The organism is Mucilaginibacter sp. 3215, from assembly GCF_050433785.1.
Taxonomy (GTDB): domain Bacteria; phylum Bacteroidota; class Bacteroidia; order Sphingobacteriales; family Sphingobacteriaceae; genus Mucilaginibacter.
The window spans coordinates 1-25,015 of record NZ_JBNPWO010000019.1 but is presented as its reverse complement, the minus strand read 5'-3'; the positions used below and the strand labels follow the sequence as shown (position 1 = coordinate 25,015).

Genomic DNA, 25,015 nt, shown 5'->3' with positions numbered 1-25,015 from the left:
CATAAAGGCACTATTTATTATGAAGGCTTTCTCCCTGTAGTTATCCCGACACGATTCCAGGCATTCATCGCAATAACTCCCATCATTACTTCTGTAAAATATTTCTGTCCCAGTAGTTTAACTGCATGGTCATAAACTTCATCAGAAATACCGTGAGAGGAAAGATGTGTCATTTCTTCCGCCAAAGCTAAAATTGCCCGTTCTTGTTCGGAGAAGAACGGTGTGTCACGCCATACACTTAATAAATGAATACGACGATGGCTTTCACCGGCCGCTATTGCGTCTGTAATATGTTTATCAATGCAATAAGAGCAACCATTAATTTGCGATACCCTGATCTTTATCAGTTCTGCATGAGTTTTCGTTAAAGAACTCTGTGAAAGATATCGCTCGAATCCCATCATAACTTTAAATGCTTCCGGATCAGCATCTCTGAGAATTGTTCTGTTTGACATAGTAGTAATTTTGCCTTTAATTATTCGAAACTCACTGTTCTTGGTAAGAAATAAACGTCCTTTTTAATACGGCTCATACCGGTTCAGGATAACACATTTGTGCACCTGTTGCAATAAGCAGCAGGAGCATGCCTGAACTATCTGTTACCTAATTGAGATGATAAGATCGTTTCTAAAGTGATTTCGTGTTTCTTCGCCAAAATTAAAATCAAATAGGACTATCTTTGTGATCCAGTTTTTAAAATTCAGGTAGTCCATGCTTCCATTCGAAACACTTATTTCTATCAACAGGTCGGATAATCTGGCAGTGTTTAGACAAATTGCCAACCAGTTGATCGAGCATATCAGAAACGGCGTGATTAATAAAGGCGATCTTTTGCCAGGCACACGAGCAATGGCTTCCTTATTAAAAGTGCACCGTAAGACAGTTATCGCCGCTTTTAATGAAATGGAGGCCCAGGGCTGGATATATCCGATTGCCCGAAAAGGATTTGCAGTTGCGTTGGAACTACCGGAATTCAGGCCCCGAAAATGGGATAAACAAACTGCTGGTTATGGGTATGAAACCACTGTTCAGATCCCTCTAACCAACCAGGCTTCAACAGCCCTGATAAAACCGGAGGTGTTTCAATTGATCATCGATGACGGGCATCCTGATCACCGGTTGGCTCCCTTGCACCTGCTTAACCGGGAGTATAATAGCCGTATGAGAAATTCATACGCTTTCAGGCATATACCTGCGACACTGCCCCCGGGGTCAATTAAGCTACGAACTGCATTGGTGAACCATCTTGGAGCTACCCGCGGAATTCAATTACAGGAACAACACGTCATCATCACTCATGGTGCGCAGATGAGCATTTACATAGCGGCGAGTTTGCTATTGTCTCCAGGAAAGTATGTAGTGGTTGGCGAGCCAGGCTTTTATGTTGCCAATGATGTTTTCAATCATATGGGAGCACATATTATAAGGGTGCCTGTAGACGAGAACGGAATTGATGTTGCAGCGGTAGCAGAAGTTTGTAAAAAACACCCGATTAGTATGCTTTATCTGATACCGCATCATCATCATCCTACAACCGTGACCTTAAGCCCTTTAAGGCGAATTCGATTACTGGAACTGGCTGAACAATTCAATTTTATTATTGTCGAGGACGATTACGATTATGACTTTCATTACAGCTCGTCTCCGTACCTTCCCCTTGCAGCAGGTAATCATCATAACCGGGTGGTGTATATCGGATCATTTTCAAAATCTTTGACAACCAGTATTCGCATAGGCTTTATGATAGGTCCAACAGACTTTATCAGAAAAGCTGTCCGGTTACGGAGATTGATAGATATGAAAGGGGATCATATTTTGGAAGATGCGCTTGCAACTTTGCTGATAAACGGAGACATCAGCAAGCATCTGAAAAAGGCAAATAAAATATATCTCGAAAGGCGGGATCATCTATGCGCCGAATTAGAAGCACACCTGAAAGGGGTAGCAGCATTCCAAAAACCTTCCGGTGGCTTGGCCATATGGCTCAAATTTGATAAAAATTATCCGCTGAACAATATTGCAGCCAGAGCAGCGAAGCGGGGGTTGTATGTTAATGATGGTAATTTATTCGATACCCCTGAGATTAAGTACAACGCAATCCGTTTTGGATTTGCCTCGATGAATTTAAACGAATTAAGCGAAACAATAAACATCTTAGCTATGTCCTTGTAAATAACGGCCGCGGGGGTAATTGCGCCCTTAGCAGGTCCACATACCTGCTTTAGAGCCGCGCATACCAACAAAAGGTGTTTACTGTTGTCATCAACGGAGATGACCGCAAGAAATTCCGCCAGACTTCGGAATACTTTTTCAAAGCCAAAGCAGATGCTTGGTCAAAGCATCTGATCAATAATATTTAAAACCGCTTGTTGTGTTCATTGCTCTGAAGGCAAATTTTTGCCAATAGCAAATTTCAGGTTTCAGAAGTTCCAGATATCCCTTGAGGCTATTGTTTTGTCGACCTCCTTAATACCAGATCAGGCTTGACAATGACCTTACTTACATCATTCAGCGTATTTTTGTTTTGCAACCGGTCCAACAGCATATGGAACAGTTGCGTAGCGATTTCCGCTATAGGTTGGGCAATTGCGCTGATGGGCGGGTTTAAAATATTGAATACTTCGTGATCGTCGAAAGCTATTACAGAAATATCAGCCGGAATATTTAATTCCAGTTCGTTAACTGCTTTTATACCGCTTAATGCGAGATAATTAGTTGCAAATAAAATCGCATCGACATCAGCATTGTTCCTTAAGAATTGGACAATCAGGTTTATCGTAGCTTCCATGTCATCTTCAAATGACGCTTTAAGTACCAGGGGTTTTAATTTATGTAACGCTAAAGCTGCCTCATAACCGGCGAGCCTTTCGAGCATTTGAGTTTGATCCGAACTTATGGTAACTAATGCAACCCTTTTTGCTCCCGCTATAATCAAATGCTCAACTGCTTCTCTGGTGCCGTTATAGTTGTCTAATCCAACGTAGTCTGTTAGCGTATCGGGCAGGTATCTGTCAAACAATACAACCGGCAGGTTATCTCTTAATAACCCCCTGATTTCGGCATCTATATTAGCAGGCGGGGTGATGATATACCCATCGACCTGACGCGCCCGAAATACGCTTAACAGCTCCCTGGCCTTTTCAGTATCATTTTCCGTACTGCAGTAAATGATCTTGTAACCGTTTTTATAAGCCAGAGCTTCCAGGTGATAGGCAATTCGAGAAAAGAAATGATCGGAAATCTTTTCAACCATAAGGCAGATCATCTGCGTTTTGCCTGTGCTCAGGCTCTTGGCCAGCTGACTGGGCCTATACCCCATTTGTTCGGCAAATGCTAAAACTTTTATGGATAGCTCTTCGCTTATTCTTTTTTCCCCCGCCTTTCCGTTCAAAATAAAAGAGACCGTAGACTTGGCTACATTCAACTGACGAGCAATATCGTTAATCGATAATTTTTTCATTTTAAACTGGAAACAAAACTAAGAATTAAAGCCGGTCTGTTAACCATTATTCCGAATTTCAAAAGGGCTGGCGCTGTTAAGTTAAAATCCAGCTTCAAATATTGCCTTTTTAGCTTGCAAAACCGGTTTTATTAACTATAATTGTAATCAAAAAAACACAGTTCATGAACCGGCTGACCGATTAAAACGCCATATACATATAGGCTGATCATACGCAATAATAAACCACGCTGAAAAGTATAGCGACTATTTCGCAGCAATAACAATCAGGCTAAACCATTTTACGATTAAATAACCATGCAAAAAGTTCCTTTTATCGAGAAGAAATACATAGTTAACTTCATTTTCGTGACCTCATTATTTTTAATGTGGGGTGTACTACATGCCATGAGCGATGTATTGAACAAATACTTCCAGGAGGCATTGAACGTTTCCAAATCACAATCCGGCCTCATTCAACTTTCTGTTTTCGGCGCCTATTTTATAATGAGCATTCCGGCAGGCTTCTTTCTAAAAAAATTCGGTTATAAGCCAGGTGTTTTACTTGGCCTGGGATTGTTTGCTACAGGTATATTTATGTTTGTACCTGCAGCGGATGCTGCCTCATTTAATTTTTTCAGGATCGCCTTATTTGTCATGGGCTGTGGCATGGCGACACTCGAAACGGTAGCACATCCTTTCTCGGCGGCTTTAGGCGACCAGCGCACAAGCGATATCCGTATCAATTTTTCACAAATGTTTAATGCCATTGGTGCCATCTGCGGGCCGCTTATCGCCTCTTGGTTCCTGCTTAGGGCAACCGGCGCCCATACTAATGACCTTTCGGCTGTTAAATCCCTTTACATCGGTATCGGCGCGGTTATCCTTTTCCTGATAATCGCTTTTCTTTTTCTTCGCGTACCTTCGCTTACTGACCCTCATGCGGTTACAGCCGCAGATGATGCTGAAGCCTTGAATATTGATCTGGCGCCTTCAAAAAAGCTATACCAGCATAAGCATTTTGTATGGGCTGTTGCTGCACAGTTTTTTAACGTTGCCGCCCAGGGCGGCACTTGGGCTTTTTTTATCAACTACGGCCATGAAGTCATGGGCTTTAGCAACCTTACGGCAGGCAACTACATGAGCGTTTTTATGCTAATGATGGCTTTAGGTCGCGTTATAGGAACATTCCTGATGAAGTTCATTGCACCTAATAAATTACTGGCTTTATTTGCGATAGCAAATATTACGATGTGCGTTATCGTCGCTCAAGGATGGGGATGGACATCCTATATCGCGCTGATGATGATCAACTTTTTCTTCAGCATTATGTTTCCTACTATCTTCAGCCTGGGGTTAAAAAACCTGGGACGGCACACGCAGCAAGCTTCATCATTTATATCTATGGGCGTTGTAGGCGGTGCGATTTTCCCACTACTGATGGGGCAAATAGCTAATCATAATGTTGCGCATGCCTACTACCTGCCTATCATATGCTACCTGATCATCTTTTTGTTTGCCTTCAAATTCTATAGGGTTAAGCACTAAGTATATCATACGCATTATTATTCCGGCCATCTCGTTTACGAGGAACGCCTTATTTTTTGGAGGGTAATCAGTTAGTTGGCCGAGTCAAAAAAAACGATGAATGCGAGCTACATCCCGTTAAAAAATCACGGCCCCAAATTCATGGGGCCGTGAAACCAATTAATAGACCAGGTTATGAATAGATTATCCCGGGGATCTTTCGTGCCTGAAACGCCGGTATTTTTCCGGGAAACAAACACAGCGTTGCGTTCCTCACGGCAACCTTCATATTTTTTAATAATTATATTTCAAGCAAGCACAGGGTGTAATTAAGCACGGAAGCCGGAGCTCTCTGACCATAGGCAAAGAACCTGTTTAAAACCGTTTAAAGGTTGACCTTAAATACATTTTTATTGACAATATATCCATTTGCACCAAACCCTGCGCTACTATTCCCTATTTCAGCTTGATAGTGAGATTGGACTATCATTGACGAGAATTTCCCCTCATAGTTCTCAGAATAAGTAGAATTTACAACCAGATTGACGGCAATCCCCCTTTCATTGATATCAAGCGCCAAAAGGTTGATTACGTAACCAGCATTTATAGAATTTTATCACTCATCTTGACTCGTTTTCCAGATCAAAACCTTTAAATGATCCATACTCATGAGGTAGCCCTTTAAAAAATAATCCAACACGGGGAGCCCTGTCCCACTGGGGTAAAAAGCTGGTCATGATAGTCCCGCCTGCAAACATTTTAGTCCACGTGCTTCCCCCGTAGCGGTAGTAAACCCCGCAAGTTTTATCTGGCGACATACGAATCTTAAATTGAATGGATTTACTGCCAATTACTGTTGCTGAATCAGTAACCATAAAAACACCTTCTTTAACCATACAGGAAATTACCTGATTACCTCTAATACCTATGCCTAACGCGGATTTAACCGATCCGTAAAAGGCAAGCCCTTTTAATGCATTGTTGTGGTTGGTTACGGTGGTGGTGATGGTAAAGTTATCAGATACTGGGCGCAGGCCGTAGATGATGCCCATTGTGTTGCCATTGAGCATTCTACCAGTTAAGCTCAATTTGCCATTTAATTGTTTTACAAATGGTTGGGCATAGTGGAAATCATATTGCCAATACATAGCCGGCGTTTTATCCATAAATTTATCATGAATATTAGGCAATGCAATTGCATTGGCAAACGCACGCATTTTTGGCCATCCATCACGACCTGACCAGTCAACGGATGAGAGTATGCCATGCCTGCCCGTAAAAACATTACTTCCCTCCGTATAGGCGTGGCACAGATATACATATTTTCCTGAATACGTTTGTACGAGAGTACCATGACCGCTACACTTCCAGCCAGCGGCAGCCTGTAGTATTTCACTGTCCTCATACTTTTCATACGGGCCCGTAAAATTATTGGCGCGGGCAACTTTTACATGATAACTGCAACCTACTCCGCAACAATCTCCGGCTGAATAAAACAGGTAGTAATATTTGCCTTTTTTGACAATACTTTGCCCTTCCATGCCTTTTTTGTCATTGTCTTTCAACAAGGATATAGGCTCTCCTTCGGCTTTAACGCCGTTAGCCGATAGCTTCCGGGAAAGGATCTCGATGGGACGCTGATCCAATCCGTAAGCCTTAAAGGTGATGTAAAGTTGGCCTCTGTCGTCAAACACAAATGGGTCAATCGCTTCTCTGCCGCAGGAAATGACCACACCGTGATCTTTAAATCCATGATCCGGATATTTCGAGCTTGCTACACCAATGCAGGAAATGCTGTCGGCTTTACGCCGCGCTGTATAATAAATGTAATACGTGTTGTTGATGTAAAAATATTCGGGTGCCCAAAATGAGCCGATTGTCCACGTGGGTGCCTTATCAAATACATAACCAACCTGCCGCCAATGCATCAGATCTGCAGAGTGATAGATAGGAAAATGTGGTGCCCATTCAGACGACGTGCCTGCGGCATAATAGCCTTTAGTCGTTCGAATGATCGTCGGATCGGCAAAATCCCCGGGAATAACAGCGGTTGTGGTTTGAGCATAGCCTGTGCCCGACATCGATAGCCAAAGCCGGCTAACGATCAAAAATATGCTTGATAGTTTCATTTTACGAATGCGAATAATTTGAACAATCGGCGCAAACTGCAATCATGCGTTGTTTTCAATTCGATCGACAGCCGCGCCCAATTACCTGATTTTCAAATAAACCGCATTAAATTGACCCGAGGTAGTTTTTAAAAATCAATTTTTCTACATTTCGTATCAAAGCTGATGCTTTCGGATCATTGTACGATATTTTACACCTGCAATATCAATTCTGGTTCACTACCATATTGGTTACGTTCCGGTGTTCCATTCCATACTTACTGTCTGATGTTACGCCATCGCCATTGGCCAACAAAATCCGGTAAGCATTTTTGTTATGAGGAGCCCCTTTTCCATCGAAATCAAAAATCTTTAATCTTTTGAAATTATTCACTTCAATACCGTTTGTAAAGTAAGCCTGGTTAATAGTACTGTCCCATTTGATCTTGAAATGGGCGATTGTTAAACCATTAACATAATTAGCCATCAGGCCCGGTATTTCGCTTGCGAACAGCTGATCTTTTTCGTAAAGCGCCCCACGCACGTCAATATTGCCACCTGCCACGTCATTTAACTTACTATTTATCAACTCAAAAGATACGTTATCGAATCGCACATCCTGAATTACACTCTCGTTACTACCGTAAACAAGCATGCCGTTCTCGCCTTTGCAGTTAATATTCTCAAAACTGAGATTTTTGATAATACCCAGTTTCACGTTCTCTTTTCCCCGAACGGCTGAAACATGTATCGGTTCGCCATTCCCCCACCAATCACCGGTACGCAGGCGGGTTTCAATCGTCATATCACTAAACGAAATGTTTTCCAATGAGCCCTCATCGCGTAAAAATATCCCTATACCGCGTGTAGAATTAGTGATGTTAACATGACTAACGTGAACGTTACGCACCGTATTCTGATCTAAAAAGCCTATCCGTATAGCGCTGGATGAGGACTGTAAATTGCAGTCGGTCACGATGATGTTTTCTGATACATGCTTTATATTCTTAAAACCGGCCAGTTCAAAATGATGATCATACCCCGTTATAGCTATGGCGTCGTCGCCTGTCCTGATATTGCATCCGCTAATCACAACATTGCTACAACTTGTTACATCGATCCCATCGGCATTGGGAACCAATAACCCGTTCCATAGACGGATGCCGTCGACCCTAACCATGTCGCAGTCGGCAAAATGAAGCGTCCAAAAAAAGGAGTTAACCAACGAGATATTCCTTACCTGAACATTTTTGCAACGACTGAAGATTACCATTTGCCGTGGCCTGTCTTTCGGTACAACTGGCCCGTCCCCTATTCCATTTTTTTCTTGTCTAAATTTTTCTTTTTGCCGGGTAAGCCTGGGAATGAACGGTATCGAACTATGTAAGGCGATCAAAGATCAGTTCGAAACCAGCCATATTCCCTTCATCATCTTATCAGCAAAAGATGCCTTAGACACTAAAATTGAAGGAATGGAATCCGGAGCTGATTTTTATTTCGCCAAACCATTAAGTATAGAGCTATTAATATTAACCGTTAGCAATATATTTGACCGGGCGGAAAAGCTGAAGAAACGTTATACAAATGATTATTTGTCTGAAGCTACCGAGCTTGTACATTCTGAGAAAGACAAGGAATTCTTTCAAAGGCTTGTCGGAATAATCGAAGATAATATCCAGGACCTCAACTTGGATGTAGACTTCCTATGCAGACATTTGTATATCAGCCGGACAAAACTATATCAAAAAATTAAAGGTATTACCGATCAGTCGGTCGCGGAGTTTATACGCACAATCAGACTCAAGCGAGCTATACAGATTATGACGCATGAAGACGTATCTATGAGTGAAGTTGCCGACAGGATCGGTTTGCAAAGCAATTCAAATTTTTCAAGGGCTTTTAAGAAAGAGTTCGGTAAATCGCCGTTACAATTTATGCAATCCTTAAAAAAAACATAAACTGTCGTTTTAAGAATTGAGCACACATAAAAGGAATATAGACCGGAAAGATCATGTAAATTGCAACAAATTTTCAGGCATACTCTTAGCCGGCGTCGTGCTGGTTAACGGCGCTGCAGGTTTGATATATTGATGCAGTATGCGAAAAGATTTTATAATCATTGACTAAGAGAATAGCGAGATTTGGCCAGGGAGGCCCAATACGCATTATCGTTAGGTTTCCGCATCCTGGAATCTTCCGTCATGCTACCTTATCTTCGACATATTTAAATTTATCCACCGCCCGCCTATGGCCTATTCAAGGATACAAAAAACGCTCCGGATCTCATCCCGGAGCGCTGTCTTTACTAAATCTTTACCATCATCGCTGCCCGGTCAATCTCGTTTAGGCAGTACCTTTATCCGAACTAGTTTTTCAGTTCATATTCAAAAACTTGCTTTTGAGGCGAAAGCTTTACGTTTATCTCAACAACCGGGGCCGCATCTTTTTTCCGGTTAACAACTCCTTGCGGATCGATGTTATCCACCGGTTCGATCATGGTGTAAGCCCCCTTTAAGCCATTTAAAACCTTATTGTTTAATGCTATCTTGTCCAGGTTCTTAAACCCGTGCATCACAAGCTTAAGGCGCGTAAATCTACTGTTAAAATTACCCGTGGATTCGCTGATAATTAACTTTCGCTGAGTTGGATCAAAGTTTATAACTCGTTTATTAAAGTCATTATTTTCATAGTTATATGACTTACCGTCGTCCTGATAAAGTATAAATGTATTATTCAGCCTGCCATTATATATGTGCAGTGTAAGCGTGTCGGTTGGTGCTTCTGAAGTAGTTTGTACCAGCGACTGCATTGGGATAATGCTGCTCTCTTTTACAAAAACCGGCAGGTGGCTCATGTTAAGCGGCTCAACCGCTTCCTGCTGTCCTTGTATCTGCTCATCATTGTATAAATTATACCATGTTCCCTCTGGAAAATATATCCTGCCATATTCTTTAGTACTTTCAAACGGGGCTATCATAAACGCTCCGCCAAACATATACTGATTTTGAAAAGCGGGGTCATAAACTTTTGGATCAAAGGTATAATTGATAGCCAACGAACGCATTACAGGCATCCCGGTCTGTGTCGACTCATAAAAATTGGAGTACATATAAGGAATGAGTCTATACCTGAAATTGATGTAGTTACGACTGATCTCCAGCGCATCCTCGCCGTAAGCCCATGGCTCTGATGCTTTGGTATTTAATGCGGTGTGGTTGCGATAGTAAGGAATAAATGCACCTATCTGCATCCAGCGCGTAAATAAAGAAGTACTTGCTCCGCCTGTGAAGCCGCCGATGTCCATCGCCGTGAATGATACTCCACTTAAACCGAGGCTATTCATCAGACGTACGCCAAGTAACATATGGTTTTCTTCTGCGCGGTTATCACCGGTCCAGATAGCGGAATATCGTTGTAAACCGGCATAACCCGAGCGGGTTAAAATGAACGGGCGCTCTTTGAAATGTTCCCTTGCACCTTCATAACTTGAGCGGATCATTTCTAAAGCATAAACGTTATGTGCCTGCAGATGTGTGGTTTTTGCACCGTCAAAGTCAAACAATACGTTCGATGGCATTTTTTGTCCCCAGGTTGAGATCTCGTTCATGTCATTCCAGATACCGCTTACACCATTATCAGCAAAGAACTTAACTTGTTTACGCCACCAGGCCCTGCCCTTCTCGCTGGTAAAATCAGTGAAATTACACCATCCCGGCCAAACCTGACCAGTATAAAAAGTTTTATCGGGGTATTGAATAAACACACTGTCTTTAGCGCCGCTTTCATACGCCGGTGCGCCTTTTTCAACCTTGATGCCTGGGTCAACAATAACTGTAAGCTTAAAACCAAGCTTATTGAGCTTTGAAGTTAGTTCCGCCGGATCTGGGAAACGATTTTTATCCCAGGTAAACAGCTGGTAACGGTCCATATAATGGATGTCGAGTGTGATACCATCGCTTGGGATCTTTTTTTCGCGCAGGGTTTGAGCTATACGCAACACCTCAGTGTCCGGATAATAGCTGTACCTGTTTTGCTGATATCCTAAACTCCAAAGCGGCGGCATCTTCATACGACCGGTCAATGCTGTATACGACTGGATAATACCCGCTATGTTTTGGTTGTAGATAAAATAATAATTCACCTCCCCGCCATGGGCGCCAAATGATGAAAAACGGTTATTACTCGCGCCAAAATTAAAATCGCTTTGATAGGTATTATCCATAAAGACACCATAGTTGAGTTTATGGTGGATACCTATATAAAACGGGATAGTGGAGTAAATCGGATCCTGATCAACCTGGTAGCCGTAGGTATCAGAGTTCCAGTTAGTATAGGCATTGCCTTTACGATCAAGGTTACCCGTTTTTTCGCCAAGTCCAATGAAACGTTCGCCGGGCATCATGGTTTTATAGGTGGTTACCTCCTCGCCAACCCACCCTGTTGTCAGGCCGGGCTCATCCTGGTTTATAAGTTGCCCATCGGTGGTATAATATGCTATCGCAAAAGGTTTTTTTTGGATAACTGCCTTTAACGAGTCGGTGAATATAGTTACGCTTTCTTCATTTTGTGTAATTATTGTTTTGACTTTTTGAGGCTGCGCGACGACGGCATAAGAAAAATCTCTACCTAAAGGTTTCTTATCTAATCGAACACGGATAACCGAAGGCGAATAAACTGCAACTTTACCAAATACGCCTCCCGCTTCAAAAACTATCTCCTGACCGTTAACAATAACTTTCCCCAAATTACCCGGCATAAGCACAGGCGATTGTGCCATGAGCCTGGATATGCCCATGACACAAATTAATATTAAAGTGATCTTTTTAAATTTCATGTATCTGCTTAAAAAATTATTGCGTTAAAACCATGTGCTGGTAAGGTTGCAATGCTAACGTACCATTTAATGAAACCGAAGCCCCGGTAAAGGCGTTCTTCCACGAAGTAGTGTTCAATCCCGCAGGCACGGTATAAGCCACAGTGTTGTTTTTCAAATTAGATATCACCAATACTTTTTCTTTACTGGTTGATTTGGTGAATACCGCAACATCGTCGCTGCTGAAAGTAGCAAGGTCGCCATTTCTTACCGCATCGCTATTTTTACGAAAAGCAATGATCTTTTTGTATTCGGCAGTCATATCCGGATTAGTGCCCCAATCTATGGGTGTATGATAAAAGAAATTAATACCGCGGGTACAGCCTACCTCCTGCCCGTTGTAGATCATAGGCACACCTTTCATATAAGCACTTACCAAAAATGCAGCCATTGAGCCGATCTTGCCACCGTAAAGCGCTATTGGGCTGCCGTCGCTATTGTACACATCATGGTTGGTAATATACCTAACAACTTGTGAACCGTTGAAAGCGCCCGAGTATTCGCTCATATTTAATGCCGAAAGCTGTGTAACAGAGCCGTTGCCCGCGTAAACCTTGCTTTCAATTGTTGAATACCAGGCCATGCCATAGGTCATCTGAAAACCTGCCTTAAAATGATCATCACGGGTACCTTCTGCCAGCATCAGCAGTTTATGGGTGCTGATTGTTTTAAGGGCATCATTAGCTTGCTTCCAAAAATCAAACGGAACAAAATCAGCAGCATCACAACGGAAACCATCGATATTGGCATTGTACACCCAGTATTCCATGGCGTCGATCATGGCTTTGCGCATGTCCTGATTATCAAAGTTCAGAGCGGCAACGTCTGTCCAGTTAGTACCAGTTGGCGGGATGATGTTACCGCTTGCATCCTGCTTATACCAACTTTTGTTGCTGATCCATGCGTTATCCCATGAGGTATGATCGGCAACCCAATCCAGCATTACAGCCATGTTTTTGCTGTGCGCAGCGTCAACCAAAGCTTTCAGGTCGTCCATATTGCCAAATTCGGAGTTAACCGATTTGTAATCTTTAACTGCATAAGGCGAGCCTAAGCCACCTGCAGACTTTAGTACACCTACGGGGTAAACCGGCATTAGGTACACCACATTAGCACCCAACGCCTTGATCGAGTCCAGGCGGGCGGTAACACCTTTTAATGATGCATCATTGCTAAAAGCACGGATATTTACCTGGTAAATAATAGCGTCCTGTGTGTTGGGTACGCCGGCAAAAGGAGTGCCGTATTGGGTGTACGGCGTGTTATTTGCCAGCGTGTTGTTGCTATCTTTTTTACAATAGCTAAACAACGAAACAAGGCAAATCAACAGAATATTGATCATCATATTACGGGTAGTTTTAAATTTCATCGTCATCATCAATTAAAACAGGGCGGCACCTGTTAGCACCGCCCTGCCATGATTAGTTTTTATGTAAAGTGTATTTGTAGTTGTTGGCATCGTGCAGGTCGAGCGTAATAGTATAGTTGCCGCTCGATGGTACGCTCAGGTTATCCAATGTTCCATTATAGCCATACACAGGGCTATCAGCATAGGTGAGCCTACCATCTTTGGTGATACCAAAATCGATATTCCAGGCATTATTAGCCCTAAACTTGAACGACCCCGACGCCGACATATCGCAAGTCAATGTCCAAACCTGTTTGGCAACATCGTAAGTCATCTGGGTATCGGTACTCCAGCCGCCCGGCGAGGCATCACCTAAAATACTCCAGGTAGTTTTGGTATACGTCCAGGTAAGGTTATTGGTATTGGCTGATAATTCGTAATAACCAGGCCCTGGCACAACAAGACCACCGGCTAAACCATCGGTTGATAGCTTGCCTTCGCTGGCGTAGCCGTAATTGATATGGTTCCAATCCCTATCACTTGTAAATTTAAAATTGAAAGTTCCGCCAGCCGGGAAGTATACATAACCCTCGTAAATTTTATTGGATTGCAAGGCCACAATTGATGTTGCCGTACCCGGCGACCAGCCCTGATAATCGCCCGGAACATACAATGCCGGAAAACCGGTAAACACCTGGTACGGACTGATAGTTATAGCAAGCCCCCTGGTATAAGTGTTCCTATCCATCGTAGCCTGTGTTCTGAAAACCAATTTACCGGCAGTGTTAGGTTCAATACCCATTGAAATAGCAAGTGTGTTCAGGTCCGAGCCTTTGTATGCTTTAGAAAGTACATCATCGCCCACTACAATGTTTTTAGCGTTTGCCCAAGCGGTAGTACCAACTGTATCTGCCGGTACATCAACCTGCAACGTGTAAGTTACTGCTGCCTTAATAGGAAATTTAACTGCCGGCCACGAAAACGTGATAACCGAAGCATCATCAGTGGCGGCTGAAAGTGCCACCGTACCCGTGGAAGCTTTGATAGATGAGTCAAAACCTATAGGCTCAAGTACTGTTAGTTTGGCATCCTTTTTACAGCCCAGGGCTAAGCAGGACACCAGCATTATGCTGAAATTGATTAATTTTTTCATCATGTGATTTGTATTTAGTAGCCAGGATTTTGTTTTAAACCGGGGTTAGCATTAAGCGCGCTGGTAGGGATCGGAAACAGTTTTCTGAAATCGCCTACGGCAGGTACAAAGCCATGTGCAAGGGTAAACTTGTTAAACCTGATCATATCCTGCCTGCGATGGCCTTCCCAATTTAGCTCGAAGCCACGCTCATCATAAATATTATCCAAAGTCGGGTTGCCTGATAACGCGCTCAGGCCCGCACGTGCCCTTACCTGATCAATAAATGGTTTAGCTGCAGCGGCGTTACCTAAACGTACATTGCATTCAGCTTGCATCAACAGGATATCGGCATAGCGATAAATAGGAAAATCATTTGATTCGCCGCTGCCGTCTGCAGGTTTGGCCGGAAAAAATTTGATGTTACGGATACCTTCATTCGGGCCGGCGCCAGGATTATCCAGCGAAGAAACATTGGCAGTGTAAGTAACACCACCCGCCTGCGAGCCTACTAAAAATTGTTTTCTGCGAATATCATTGGCATCATACTTATCATAGTATTCTTTAGGTACGATAGTACCGTTCCACCCGCTGAAACCGATAAGCGCTAAACCGTTCGCACCATTCAAGCTACGTATGGTGTAAATATTGCGCGATACAATATTCTCGGTAACATAAATAGCCAGAATCGTTTCATCATCGGGCAGTTTATCGCCAAAAAGCTCGTAATATTTACTACCAACCGGATTGGTGGCATCAACATCGCCAGGGTGCAAAGAATAACCGCCCGAAGCGACCTTGTTACAAGCGGCCAAACACTCGGCCCATTTAGCGGTACCAGTATACACTTCGGCATTTAAATAAAGCTTAGCCAGTAAAGTATAGCCAGCCCATTTATTAAAACGACCATAGTAAACACCACCTTTGGTTTCGGATAATTTATCTACATTTTCGGTAAGTTCTTTCACTATAAAATCGTAAACATCTTTGCGTTTGGTTTGCGGAATTTTATCAACTGTAACACTATTGCTGGTATAAAAAGGCACATCGCCAAAATCATCTATCAGCAAATAGTAAAACCAGGCCCGCAATACTTTAGCTTCGGCAATTTTTGATTCATCAGCCTTGGCCTGGGTCAATTGATCGATAGCCAGATTGGCCGTATAAACTGATTTATAAAGCCAGTTCCAGGTATTACCAATAATAGATGCGCTTGGCAGCCATTGCCGCTGGTAAAGTTGGGCAAAATCAAGTTGCCAATCGCCTGTGTTACGGTGTGGGATCACCTGCTCATCAGACGAAAAGCAGTTCAGATCGTACCAACCATTATCAGCACCGGCATACCCAACCCCGCCCCAGTTACCACCCACCTGCGAGTAAACGCCAGCCAAAGCAACATCCGCGCCTTTAGCCGAGCCGTAAAACTGATCGGCAGGGTATTTATCGTATACATTTTCACTAACCTTAGTACAGCTTACAGCTCCCAGGCCAATAATTAAAATGCTTGTTAATATCTTTTTCATGTGTTCTCTGTCTCCAATAATTATTTCAACACTACATTTAAACCAATGGAAAAGGTGCGTGTACGTGGGTAAATACCATAATCGCCACCAGAGCCATTACCGCCACTTACATTTAGTTCAGGGTCGATACCGCTGTATTTGGTAATAACCAACAGGTTAGTACCGGTAAGCGATACGCGTAACGAACTGATGTATTTAATATTAGCTGTATTGAAGCGATACCCGAATGATAGGTTTTCCCAGCGCAGAAACGAACCGCTTTCCAACCAAAGATCTGAACCATATTGTGAAGTATATAAACCCATTGGAACAGCACTTTGCAGTACATTTGCTTTACCCAAATTTTCGAAATAGCTTAATTGCGAACGGATCTGGTGATAAATTTTGTTACCACCAGAGCCACGCCATACCATCGAAGCATCGAAGTTTTTATAGCTGAATGATGGGGTGAATGCATAAGTATATTTGGGAGTAGCCTGGCCTTCATAAACCCTGTCGGCACTTTGATTGCCCTGATCAATAACACCGTCTTTGTTTTGGTCCACTACGGTTTCGGCGTTGGCAGCATCTTTACCTGCATGTTTCAGGATATAGAACGTTCCGATAGGTTTCCCTTTAATGAGGAATGAGTTTGAGCCCCAGCCCACAAAATCGGTATTCAAGGGAACGCCGCCTATAGATCCACTCAGGTTAAGTACTTTATTTTTAAGCAATGAACCGTTACCGGCAAGTATCAATGAAGTGTTTTTGGTTTTGATTAGCTGGTAACTTAAGGTTAACTCCAAACCACGATTAAGCAAACTGCCTACGTTAGCAGCTATACTTGGGTACGGATAAGGAGGCTGTGGCACGGTGTAATTAAACAGCAGGTTATCTGTTGTGGCTGTGTACGCGTCGATTGATCCGTTTAAACGGTCATTAAGCGTCGTAAAATCCAAACCGATATTGGTTTGCTTGCGGGTTTCCCATTTTAAGTCAGGGTTCGCGTTCTGACTAATCACAAAATTGGTGATCTGCTGCCCGCCGAAGTAGGTAACGCCTGCATACCCCACTAACTGTAGTGAGTTTTGCGGTGCCAGGCCTTGTTGGTTACCTGTAATACCCCAGCCACCACGCAGTTTAAGGTTGCTAAACACGTGCTGATCTTTCAGGAAAGATTCTTCAGTTAATCTCCAGGCAACCGATGCCGAAGGGAAATTACCCCATTTATTATTCACCCCAAAAACAGATGAACCATCGCGTCTGTAGCTTGCAGTTAACAGGTATTTATTTTGGTAGGAGTAATTTACCCTGCCTAAATAAGATACCAGCTTCCTGTCATTTTTATATGATGACATATCCCCTGGAGTAACTTTACTTAGGTCGCCCAATTGAAGCGCATTATAAGTAGCAATATCATTGATGAAACCCTTGGCCTGAGCGAAGTTGCCGTTGTAAGTTTGTCCCTGCCACTCGTACACGGCTATCGCATCTAAATGATGTATACCAAAATCTTTTTTATAGTTCAGGCTGATATCCATCAGGCGTTCATCCTGGTGATAGTTGCTAATGTTGGCAATACCCTGGTTATCGATGGCTGATGCCACGGTAGATTCCGCAGGCAAGTAATAGCCTGTATTGCCGTCAACCTTACGCCAACTACCAAACCAGCCTGCCGTTAATCCTTTTGTAAGTTCAATATCGGCCCTTAAGCTGCCAAACAGGTTGTTATTTTTTACATTGTTAACAACCGTTTGGGCAACTGCATAGGGGTTAATATATTGGAACACGTTAGGGTCGGTATAGTAAGTACCATCGATATTGTAAACAGGATCTGTTGGGCGGGTTACATAAATATTACTGAACAGATTTGATGTAAATGCTGCACGCCCAATACTCGGCGGACTGTAATTAGCATTATCAATACCATTATTGAGGTTCATGGTAAGCGTAAGCTTATCATCAAGCGCTTTTTGGGTAGCCTGGATCCTGCCGATGTAGTTTTTGTAATTAGACTTGATAACGATGCCATTTTGCAAAATAGCGCTGATGGAAGCCCGGTAGTTAAAGCCATTGGCACCACCACCAAACGACAGCGTATGGTTTTGTGTTACACCGTTGCGGGTAAGCAGGTTGTACCAATCGGTATTTGAACCATGATTGGCAGATGCAGGTACGCCATAAATCTGGGCCTGCTGCCACCATTGGTCGGCATTAAGGGTTGGCAACCTTTTGGAGATCACATCGAGTGATGAATTTTCGTTGTACTCTACCGTGCTGGTGCCATTCTTGTTCTTTTTGGTAGTAATGATGATAACACCCGGCGCACCGCGCGAGCCGTAGATGGCCGTGGCAGAAGCATCTTTTAAAACATCTACCGATTCAATTTCGGAAGGAGGAACTTGCTTTAACAAATCCATATTTCCCTGCACTCCATCAACTACAACCAATGGATCATTACCCCCGATAAGCGATGTTATACCACGGATACGTACACTTGGCGCAGTGCCTGGTTCGCTACCGGTTTGGGTAACGCTTACCCCCGCTGCTTTACCGGTTAGCTGCTGTAGCGGGTTGGTTATTGGGCCGGGGTTCAAATCTTTAGCACCCAGATTGGTAACCGCCCCTGTTAAATCTGTTTTACGGACAGAACCATAACCGATAACTACCACATCGGCCAGCGATTTGGAATTGGGTATCAGTTTTATCGTTAAAGGCTGATTAGCATTAATCACTCTTTCGGCTGTTACATAGCCAACAAAAGCGATGGTTACTGTTAGCGATTTCGCACCGGTTTGTTGTAAAGAAAACAAACCGTCATTGTCGGTAACGGTAGATGTGTTTGCTCCCTTAATGCGAATAGTAGCACCGGGCAGCGGACCGTTCAGTTCATCAACAACCTTACCGATAAAAGCGCTTTTTTGCGCGAAGGCTGTAATTACGAAAGTTAAAAACAGCATGGTTAAACCATACTTAAATAAGTAAACTTTGTTCATATAATTGGGTTTAATTGGTTTATAAAAAACCACCGGCAGGTTGCCGATTGCTTTTATCAAAGTAAAAGCGCATTAAAACCAAAAACAACGGATATGGATGGCTATATTAAAAATACAACAAGCTATATAGATACAACTATCTAATTTTTAGATAATTACAACAAACCCAAAGACATCAGTATATAGATTTTTATAAGATAAAATATGGATAGATATGACTGCCTTCATCCACACAGTTAACCCTGCGCCACGTCTGCCACTTCTTTAACAGCTTTGATGAGCATAATATGGTCCTCAAACTCATCGTTGGGAATAAATGATTTGTTTTTGACCTTTGTTTTGTAGGTATAAATTGTATTGACCGAATAGTTCAGGATTTTACCGATGCTTTCGTTATCGTGGATCCCTAAACGGATGAGTGCAAAAATACGAAGTTCGCTATTCAGCAATTGTCCTTCGCTAAGGCGTACGCGGTGGGCCCCGTCAAACAACGCATTAAAATCCTGTACAAAATTGGGAAAGATGTTCAGGAATACCTTATCAAAACTATGCGACAAATTTTCCCTTTCCGAACCGGGATTAAGGCGGTTCAACGCCATCAGCACTTCTTCATAACGCTTCTCTTTTACCTTTTTTTCAATTGAACGCTTGAGCCTGTCAAGCTTTTCAATATAATCGGAGTGAATATTGAAGAAATAGCCGATATACTCGTCCTTGATCATATTGGCCTCGTCAAGCTTGGCGTTAAAATGAGAAAGTTTGCGGTTGGCGCTATCGAGGTGATTGTTGGCCTTTATCAGTGATGTGTTAGCTTCGTGAAGATCATTATTCTTATTAACAATGACCTGATCGGCAATACGGAGTTTTTTTAACTGCTTGGAAACAATGAATGCAAAAATGATAACAATAACCACCAATACGGTAATAATAGAAGCATAGATCATCAGCGAGCGTTTTTGCTTTTCTATCCCGTTGATCTGCTCGCTTTCAATAATCGGCATAATGATACTGATCTGCGCTTCTCGGTGTCTCGCACCATAAAAAACCGCATCGTCAATAGCTTTATTAATGTAATTATAAGCCGTTTCTATATCCGTGTTTTTGATCCTGTCGGCAAGGTTTGTCAGTGCCACCGATTCCTTGGTTGAATGGCTATTATCAATGATGGCTGACTTGATCAATAACGGCAAGCTCAGATCGTCGCGGCCAAGGGCATGGTAAACAAAACTCAGGCAGCTATAATTGATAGCGCTATCCTGGTAAGTTTGCTCAAAACGCAAAAGCTTTTGGTAAGGCACAACCGCAACCTTATAATCATGAGTACGGAGCGACTTTAATCCGAATGCCGAAAGATACTCATATGACTCGGGTTTATTTTGACGCATGATCGAATCACAATATAACAGGCCTGCTTTACTATATTGGTCATAATAGTCGCCTATGCGATCAAAATCAGCCAGATCAAAATTGCTGCGGGCCTGCAGAAACAGGTACTCATATCGTTGTTTATCCGTCAAAAATTTGATATTCACTTTGCTTAGCGTATCCAAACCTTCTTTAAACATACCGGCCGATACCAATACAAAACCCATATTTACGCGCGAATAATTTATCTTGTTCTGATCATTAAGTTCATACGCGCAGGCATTGAGTTTTTTACAATAGACAAAAGCCGAATCATGGACAAAGGATTTATAAGCGTTAAAAAGCCGCTGATAGCAATTATACCGGCCTGTTAATGACGAATAGTTCTGCCGAAGTAAATCTTTAAAAACTTTAATCTCCTGTTGCTTTTGCTGATCGTATCTTTTTCGGTTATTCAGTACATTATTAAGCGCCCTTTGAAGGCTATCCGGATTGTCCGATGTGATAGACCTTGCTGCTGAGGATAGCAGGCAAAACATGATTATGCATATAATAAAGTCTCGGTTGCTCAAATTTTAATAATTGATGGTCTATAGAGTCTCAAAGTTATACAATTACATTTTAGTAATTAAAATGCCACCATTACTAAATTGATTTTTTCCAGCTAAATCCCACCCGCGCTGCAAAGATGTTGTTGTTTAAATACTTTCGAACTCAACATTCAGCGGAATCGGAAAATTGTTAAGAAATCAATTTAACAACAGCGGCCTGAACTTCATCTAATATTTTCCAATCCGGTATGATGTAAATATCTGTGGTCTTCCTATTTTGATCGATATGATTTAACGCAAAAGCCACATCATTTTTAGAAAATCTAAAAGTATAGTGCCTTATAGCGATCACACCGCGATCTTCGTCATTATATTTATCACGAGCAGCATTGAACAAAACCCTTAAATCCCGCATATGATTATGTAATCCGGAATCAGATAGGCCCTTATGCATTACAATAACTTCCTTGTTTGAATTGGTTCAATCTGGTTATTTCCTTTCTCCACGCAAAAAGGCTTCATATTTAGGGAGCATGAGTGAATTAATGTTTTCAATTGGGATAACGGACCTTCCAAAGTAATCACACAAACTATTGACAACAGTCTGCAGGTTCGCGGCCGAACCCTTTCGGTTATCTTTTTTTAGTTCAGCAATGTAGGCCTTGCTGAATTGTACAAATTCCACCGATGGGGTTTCGCCTTTATTTTTCAATAATTTGGCCAACTCTTCGGCCGTATACAGGTCAACCATCGAACCAACCTCACTTAATTTCTTGCGATATGATGCGAGATCTAACGACACTTCGGTCAATATAAAATTGTCTTTGATTGTTAAATCTTTTTTTAATTGTTTTTCGGTAATGTAATGAGGCCTACTTATGTAAACTTGCTTACCCCTATGGGTTAGTCGGTATTTGATATTGAAAGTCCCATCGCTTTTTTTATGGTGTTTAAAACCACATTCTCTAATTGTTGCCATATGACGATTCGTTGTAAAACATTTGTAAAACATTTTCGTCAAGCTGAGCAGTTTTTCATGTTTAATTGAGCAAGCCGATCAACCTGACTAAATCAAATTTTCCATGTAAAACTGCCCTATGGGGCATAAAAAAGGCCCATTTACTTACGTAAATGAGCCTTATAAAGCGGGTAAGCAATGGGGCTCGAACCCACGACCCCCAGAACCACAATCTGGTGCTCTAACCAACTGAGCTATGCCTACCGTTTTGTTTCGGGTGTGCAAAAATAGGAATCTCCCGGTTAATTGCAAACTCTTTTTTAAAATTACATTAGGCTTACCCGTTTAATTTAGAATGATTATGCTTAATAAGTATTTTTGTAAAATGGCTGAGCAATTGATAGAACTTAATGTGACCGGCATGCATTGTAATAATTGCGCGATGTCTGTCCATAAATTCCTCGAAAAAAAGGGCTTACACAATATACTCGTTGACTTCGCAGGCGAAGAGGTTAAATTTTCAACAAGCGATGAAGCCAGCCTCCCTGATATAAAAAAAGGAATAGAAAATTTAGGATTTAAAGTTGTTGATGACATTAATACCTATTCGGTACCGTTTTATGAACGGGTAGAGAACAAATTTATCTTCTGCGCCATCTTTACCGCGCCGCTTTTACTGCACATGATATTGCCCTGGCATTTTCTGCATCAGCCCATTATTCAATTATTATTATGCCTGCCGGTTTTTATTGTGGGATGTTTGCATTTTGGTAAAAGTGCCATCAGTTCGCTTAAAGGAGGGGTCCCTAATATGGATGTACTCATTTTTGTGGGCTCGACATCGGCATTTATATACAGCCTTATTGGCACTATACAAAACCTGGGAGCCCAATATCAGTTTTACGAAACCTGTGCCACTATTATTACGCTGGTGCTGCTGGGTAATGTATTCGAAAAACGTTCGGTAAGCCAAACTACTTCGGCAGTAAAAGACCTGATCAAATTTCAGGAAGTAAATGCCAATCGCATAATAAATGGAAGTATTGAAGTAATCAGTGCCAAAGATGTACGCCCCGGCGATACGTTGCTGGTTAACCAGGGCGATAAAATACCGGTTGACGGCGAAGTCCTTTCGGGTCAGGGCGCGGTTGATGAGGCCATGCTCACCGGCGAAAGCATTCCTGTTGAAAAACAAAAATATGATAAGGTTATTGGCGGCACGATACTAATTAACGGCAATTTCCACATGCTGGCAACCCGTGTTGGGTCAAATACCATCCTCGCCCAAATTATCGACCTGATGAAGAAAGCGCAGGCGGCTAAACCACCGGTCCAAAAACTTGGTGATAAGGTTGCGGCTGTATTCGTCCCCGCGGTAATATTGATAGCATTGATCACCTTTATGCTTACTTATTTTGTCGGCAACGCCGGTTTTCAACATGCTATGATGAACGCCATCGCGGTACTGGTAATATCCTGCCCTTGTGCTATGGGCCTGGCTACTCCCACCGCTGTAATGGTTGGACTGGGTAGGGCGGCCAGGAACGGCATATTGGTAAAAGGCGGGGATACTATTGAAACGGTTACCAATACCAAATACGTAGTGTTTGATAAAACAGGCACTCTTACAACCGGCAAGTTTGCTGTTAATGAGATCAGGCCTGAAGATGGCGCCGATTTGGAGCAGATAAGAGGAATAATCACAGCTATTGAAGAACGCTCCAGTCATCCAATAGCAAAATCGCTTGTAAGTGGCTTAAAAGGCCTGCCTCAGCAAAAGCACATTTTAAAATCGGTTAAGGAAGAAAAAGGCCTTGGGATGCGGGCTGAAGATATCCATGGCAACAATTACTTTTTGGGTACAGCCAAAGCAGGTAATGACGGGCATTTTAACCTGGCACTTTATAAAAATCAGGTCCTGATGGCGCAAATTGCTGTTGACGACCAGATAAAGCCTGAAGCGGCGGCGCTTATAACCCAACTTAAACAAATGGGTATTGTCCCCGTACTGCTAAGCGGCGATAAAAAAGACCGTTGCCTTAATGTAGCTAATCAATTGGGCATAACCGAAGTGCATGCAGAAAGTCTTCCTGAAGAGAAACTCAAAACAATTGATATCTACAAACAAAAAGGCAAAACAATTATGATAGGCGATGGTATTAACGATGCCCCCGCCCTAACCCATGCCGATGTCGGTGTATCCATGAACGACGCCAGCCAGGTAGCTATTCAGTCCGCCAGTGTAGTGTTATTAAATACAGACTTGCATTCGGTGATCAAATTTTTACAGATCAGCAGGCATACGCTGCTTACCATAAAACAAAACCTTTTTTGGGCCTTTGCCTATAATATCATAGCTATCCCTGTGGCAGCAATGGGTTTCCTTAATCCTATGGTTGGCGCACTCACCATGGCGTTTTCGGACGTGGTAGTGATTGGGAACTCATTGAGACTGAAGATTAAGAAAGTCGATAGACCATAGTCTATAGCTCATATTTTCTATTTGCTTTAGATCAATGCAACGTATGATTTAAAGTTTCTTACTTTTGCCATGGACTATTAACTATCGTCCATGGACTTAAGATATGATCGAGATTTTTACAGACGGGGCTTCAAGCGGTAATCCGGGACCAGGTGGATATGGTGTGATCTTGCGTTCAGGCCAGCATTATAAAGAGCTATCTGAAGGGTTTCGCAAAACTACCAATAACCGGATGGAACTGTTGGCGGTAATAAAAGGCTTGGAAGCGTTGAAAGCTCCCAACCAGGATGTAATGATCTTTTCCGACTCCAAATATGTTATTGATGCCATTGAAAAGCGCTGGGTTAACGGCTGGGTTGCCAAAGGCTTCGCCGGCAAAAAAAACAAAGACCTGTGGATGCGCTATTTAGAGATTAGCAAACTGCACAAAATTAAATTTACCTGGGTACGCGGCCATAACGGTCACCCTGAAAATGAACGCTGCGATCAACTGGCTGTAGCGGCAGGTAAGCGTCCTCCCCTGCTTATTGATTCGGTTTTTGAGGCGGAGAATGCCAGGGCGGGGATGGTGTAAATAATCACCTATTCACAATTTACCATTTCGACGAACCTGACATGGAAAGTGCGTGAGCGGTGAGGAGAAATCTCCTATGATGAAAATCTGCTACAGAAAGGCAAAAAGTCCTAAAAAGCGTGGTAATAGATTATATAAAGTTATAATATATAAATGACTA

General features: G+C 42.5%; 17 protein-coding genes and 1 tRNA gene. 5 read left to right on the top strand and 13 right to left on the bottom strand.

Annotation, left to right across the window (positions count from 1 at the left end):
- Positions 1–17: 17 nt before the first annotated feature.
- Positions 18–455 (bottom strand): carboxymuconolactone decarboxylase family protein, encoded by a 438-nt coding sequence (locus ABIC84_RS23075; protein ID WP_429265079.1) that lies wholly within the window; start codon positions 453–455, stop codon positions 18–20.
- A gap of 256 nt (positions 456–711) precedes the next feature.
- Here ABIC84_RS23075 and ABIC84_RS23070 point away from each other — a divergent pair, with 256 nt between their 5' ends.
- The gene (locus ABIC84_RS23070) at positions 712–2,172 is read left to right on the top strand and encodes a PLP-dependent aminotransferase family protein (protein WP_429265078.1); all 1,461 of its coding nucleotides are present in this window, start codon (positions 712–714) and stop codon (positions 2,170–2,172) included.
- 274 nt (positions 2,173–2,446) lie between these two features.
- On the opposite strand, the gene ABIC84_RS23065 is transcribed toward ABIC84_RS23070, so the two are convergent.
- Complete coding sequence (locus tag ABIC84_RS23065) at positions 2,447–3,460, bottom strand: LacI family DNA-binding transcriptional regulator (RefSeq protein ID WP_429265077.1); 1,014 nt, start codon at positions 3,458–3,460, stop codon at positions 2,447–2,449.
- 297 nt (positions 3,461–3,757) lie between these two features.
- Here ABIC84_RS23065 and fucP point away from each other — a divergent pair, with 297 nt between their 5' ends.
- Positions 3,758–4,987, top strand: a complete 1,230-nt coding sequence (gene fucP, locus ABIC84_RS23060) for an L-fucose:H+ symporter permease (protein ID WP_429265076.1) — start codon at positions 3,758–3,760, stop codon at positions 4,985–4,987.
- A 599-nt stretch (positions 4,988–5,586) separates the two neighbouring features.
- Here fucP and ABIC84_RS23055 read toward each other — a convergent pair.
- Positions 5,587–7,095: a glycoside hydrolase family 43 protein gene (locus tag ABIC84_RS23055; protein WP_429265075.1), complete on the bottom strand. Its 1,509-nt coding sequence runs from the start codon at positions 7,093–7,095 to the stop codon at positions 5,587–5,589.
- A 205-nt stretch (positions 7,096–7,300) separates the two neighbouring features.
- Positions 7,301–8,470 carry a glycoside hydrolase family 28 protein gene (locus tag ABIC84_RS23050; protein ID WP_429265074.1) on the bottom strand — a complete coding sequence of 390 codons (1,170 nt, stop codon included), beginning with the start codon at positions 8,468–8,470 and terminating at the stop codon, positions 7,301–7,303.
- Here ABIC84_RS23050 and ABIC84_RS23045 point away from each other — a divergent pair.
- Positions 8,439–9,032, top strand: coding sequence for a helix-turn-helix domain-containing protein (locus ABIC84_RS23045; protein WP_429265073.1), 594 nt, complete (start codon positions 8,439–8,441; stop codon positions 9,030–9,032). The two genes, ABIC84_RS23050 and ABIC84_RS23045, sit on opposite strands and share 32 nt — an antisense overlap.
- A gap of 407 nt (positions 9,033–9,439) precedes the next feature.
- Here the strand turns inward: ABIC84_RS23045 and ABIC84_RS23040 are convergent, their stop codons facing one another.
- The 9 genes from ABIC84_RS23040 to ABIC84_RS23000 form a co-directional block, all read right to left on the bottom strand.
- Positions 9,440–11,908: a TIM-barrel domain-containing protein gene (locus ABIC84_RS23040; protein WP_429265072.1), complete on the bottom strand. Its 2,469-nt coding sequence runs from the start codon at positions 11,906–11,908 to the stop codon at positions 9,440–9,442.
- 16 nt (positions 11,909–11,924) lie between these two features.
- A complete protein-coding gene (locus ABIC84_RS23035; protein ID WP_429265071.1) occupies positions 11,925–13,316 on the bottom strand; it encodes an alpha-amylase family glycosyl hydrolase in 1,392 nt (463 codons plus the stop codon).
- Positions 13,317–13,368: 52 nt separating this feature from the next.
- Positions 13,369–14,451, bottom strand: coding sequence for a SusE domain-containing protein (locus tag ABIC84_RS23030; protein WP_429265070.1), 1,083 nt, complete (start codon positions 14,449–14,451; stop codon positions 13,369–13,371).
- Between the two features lie 11 nt (positions 14,452–14,462).
- Positions 14,463–15,950, bottom strand: a complete 1,488-nt coding sequence (locus ABIC84_RS23025) for a RagB/SusD family nutrient uptake outer membrane protein (RefSeq protein WP_426586068.1) — start codon at positions 15,948–15,950, stop codon at positions 14,463–14,465.
- Between the two features lie 20 nt (positions 15,951–15,970).
- A complete protein-coding gene (locus tag ABIC84_RS23020) occupies positions 15,971–18,925 on the bottom strand; it encodes a SusC/RagA family TonB-linked outer membrane protein (protein WP_429265069.1) in 2,955 nt (984 codons plus the stop codon).
- 236 nt (positions 18,926–19,161) lie between these two features.
- Positions 19,162–20,829, bottom strand: a complete 1,668-nt coding sequence (locus ABIC84_RS23015) for a DUF6377 domain-containing protein (protein ID WP_429265068.1) — start codon at positions 20,827–20,829, stop codon at positions 19,162–19,164.
- Between the two features lie 202 nt (positions 20,830–21,031).
- Positions 21,032–21,295 carry a hypothetical protein gene (locus ABIC84_RS23010; protein ID WP_429265067.1) on the bottom strand — a complete coding sequence of 88 codons (264 nt, stop codon included), beginning with the start codon at positions 21,293–21,295 and terminating at the stop codon, positions 21,032–21,034.
- 36 nt (positions 21,296–21,331) lie between these two features.
- Positions 21,332–21,820 carry a phage integrase SAM-like domain-containing protein gene (locus tag ABIC84_RS23005; RefSeq protein ID WP_429265066.1) on the bottom strand — a complete coding sequence of 163 codons (489 nt, stop codon included), beginning with the start codon at positions 21,818–21,820 and terminating at the stop codon, positions 21,332–21,334.
- Between the two features lie 169 nt (positions 21,821–21,989).
- Positions 21,990–22,063, bottom strand: a tRNA-His gene (locus ABIC84_RS23000).
- Between the two features lie 121 nt (positions 22,064–22,184).
- Here ABIC84_RS23000 and ABIC84_RS22995 point away from each other — a divergent pair.
- Positions 22,185–24,281, top strand: coding sequence for a heavy metal translocating P-type ATPase (locus ABIC84_RS22995; RefSeq protein ID WP_429265065.1), 2,097 nt, complete (start codon positions 22,185–22,187; stop codon positions 24,279–24,281).
- Between the two features lie 103 nt (positions 24,282–24,384).
- Positions 24,385–24,855 carry a ribonuclease HI gene (gene rnhA, locus ABIC84_RS22990; RefSeq protein WP_188832813.1) on the top strand — a complete coding sequence of 157 codons (471 nt, stop codon included), beginning with the start codon at positions 24,385–24,387 and terminating at the stop codon, positions 24,853–24,855.
- Positions 24,856–25,015 lie beyond the last annotated feature (160 nt).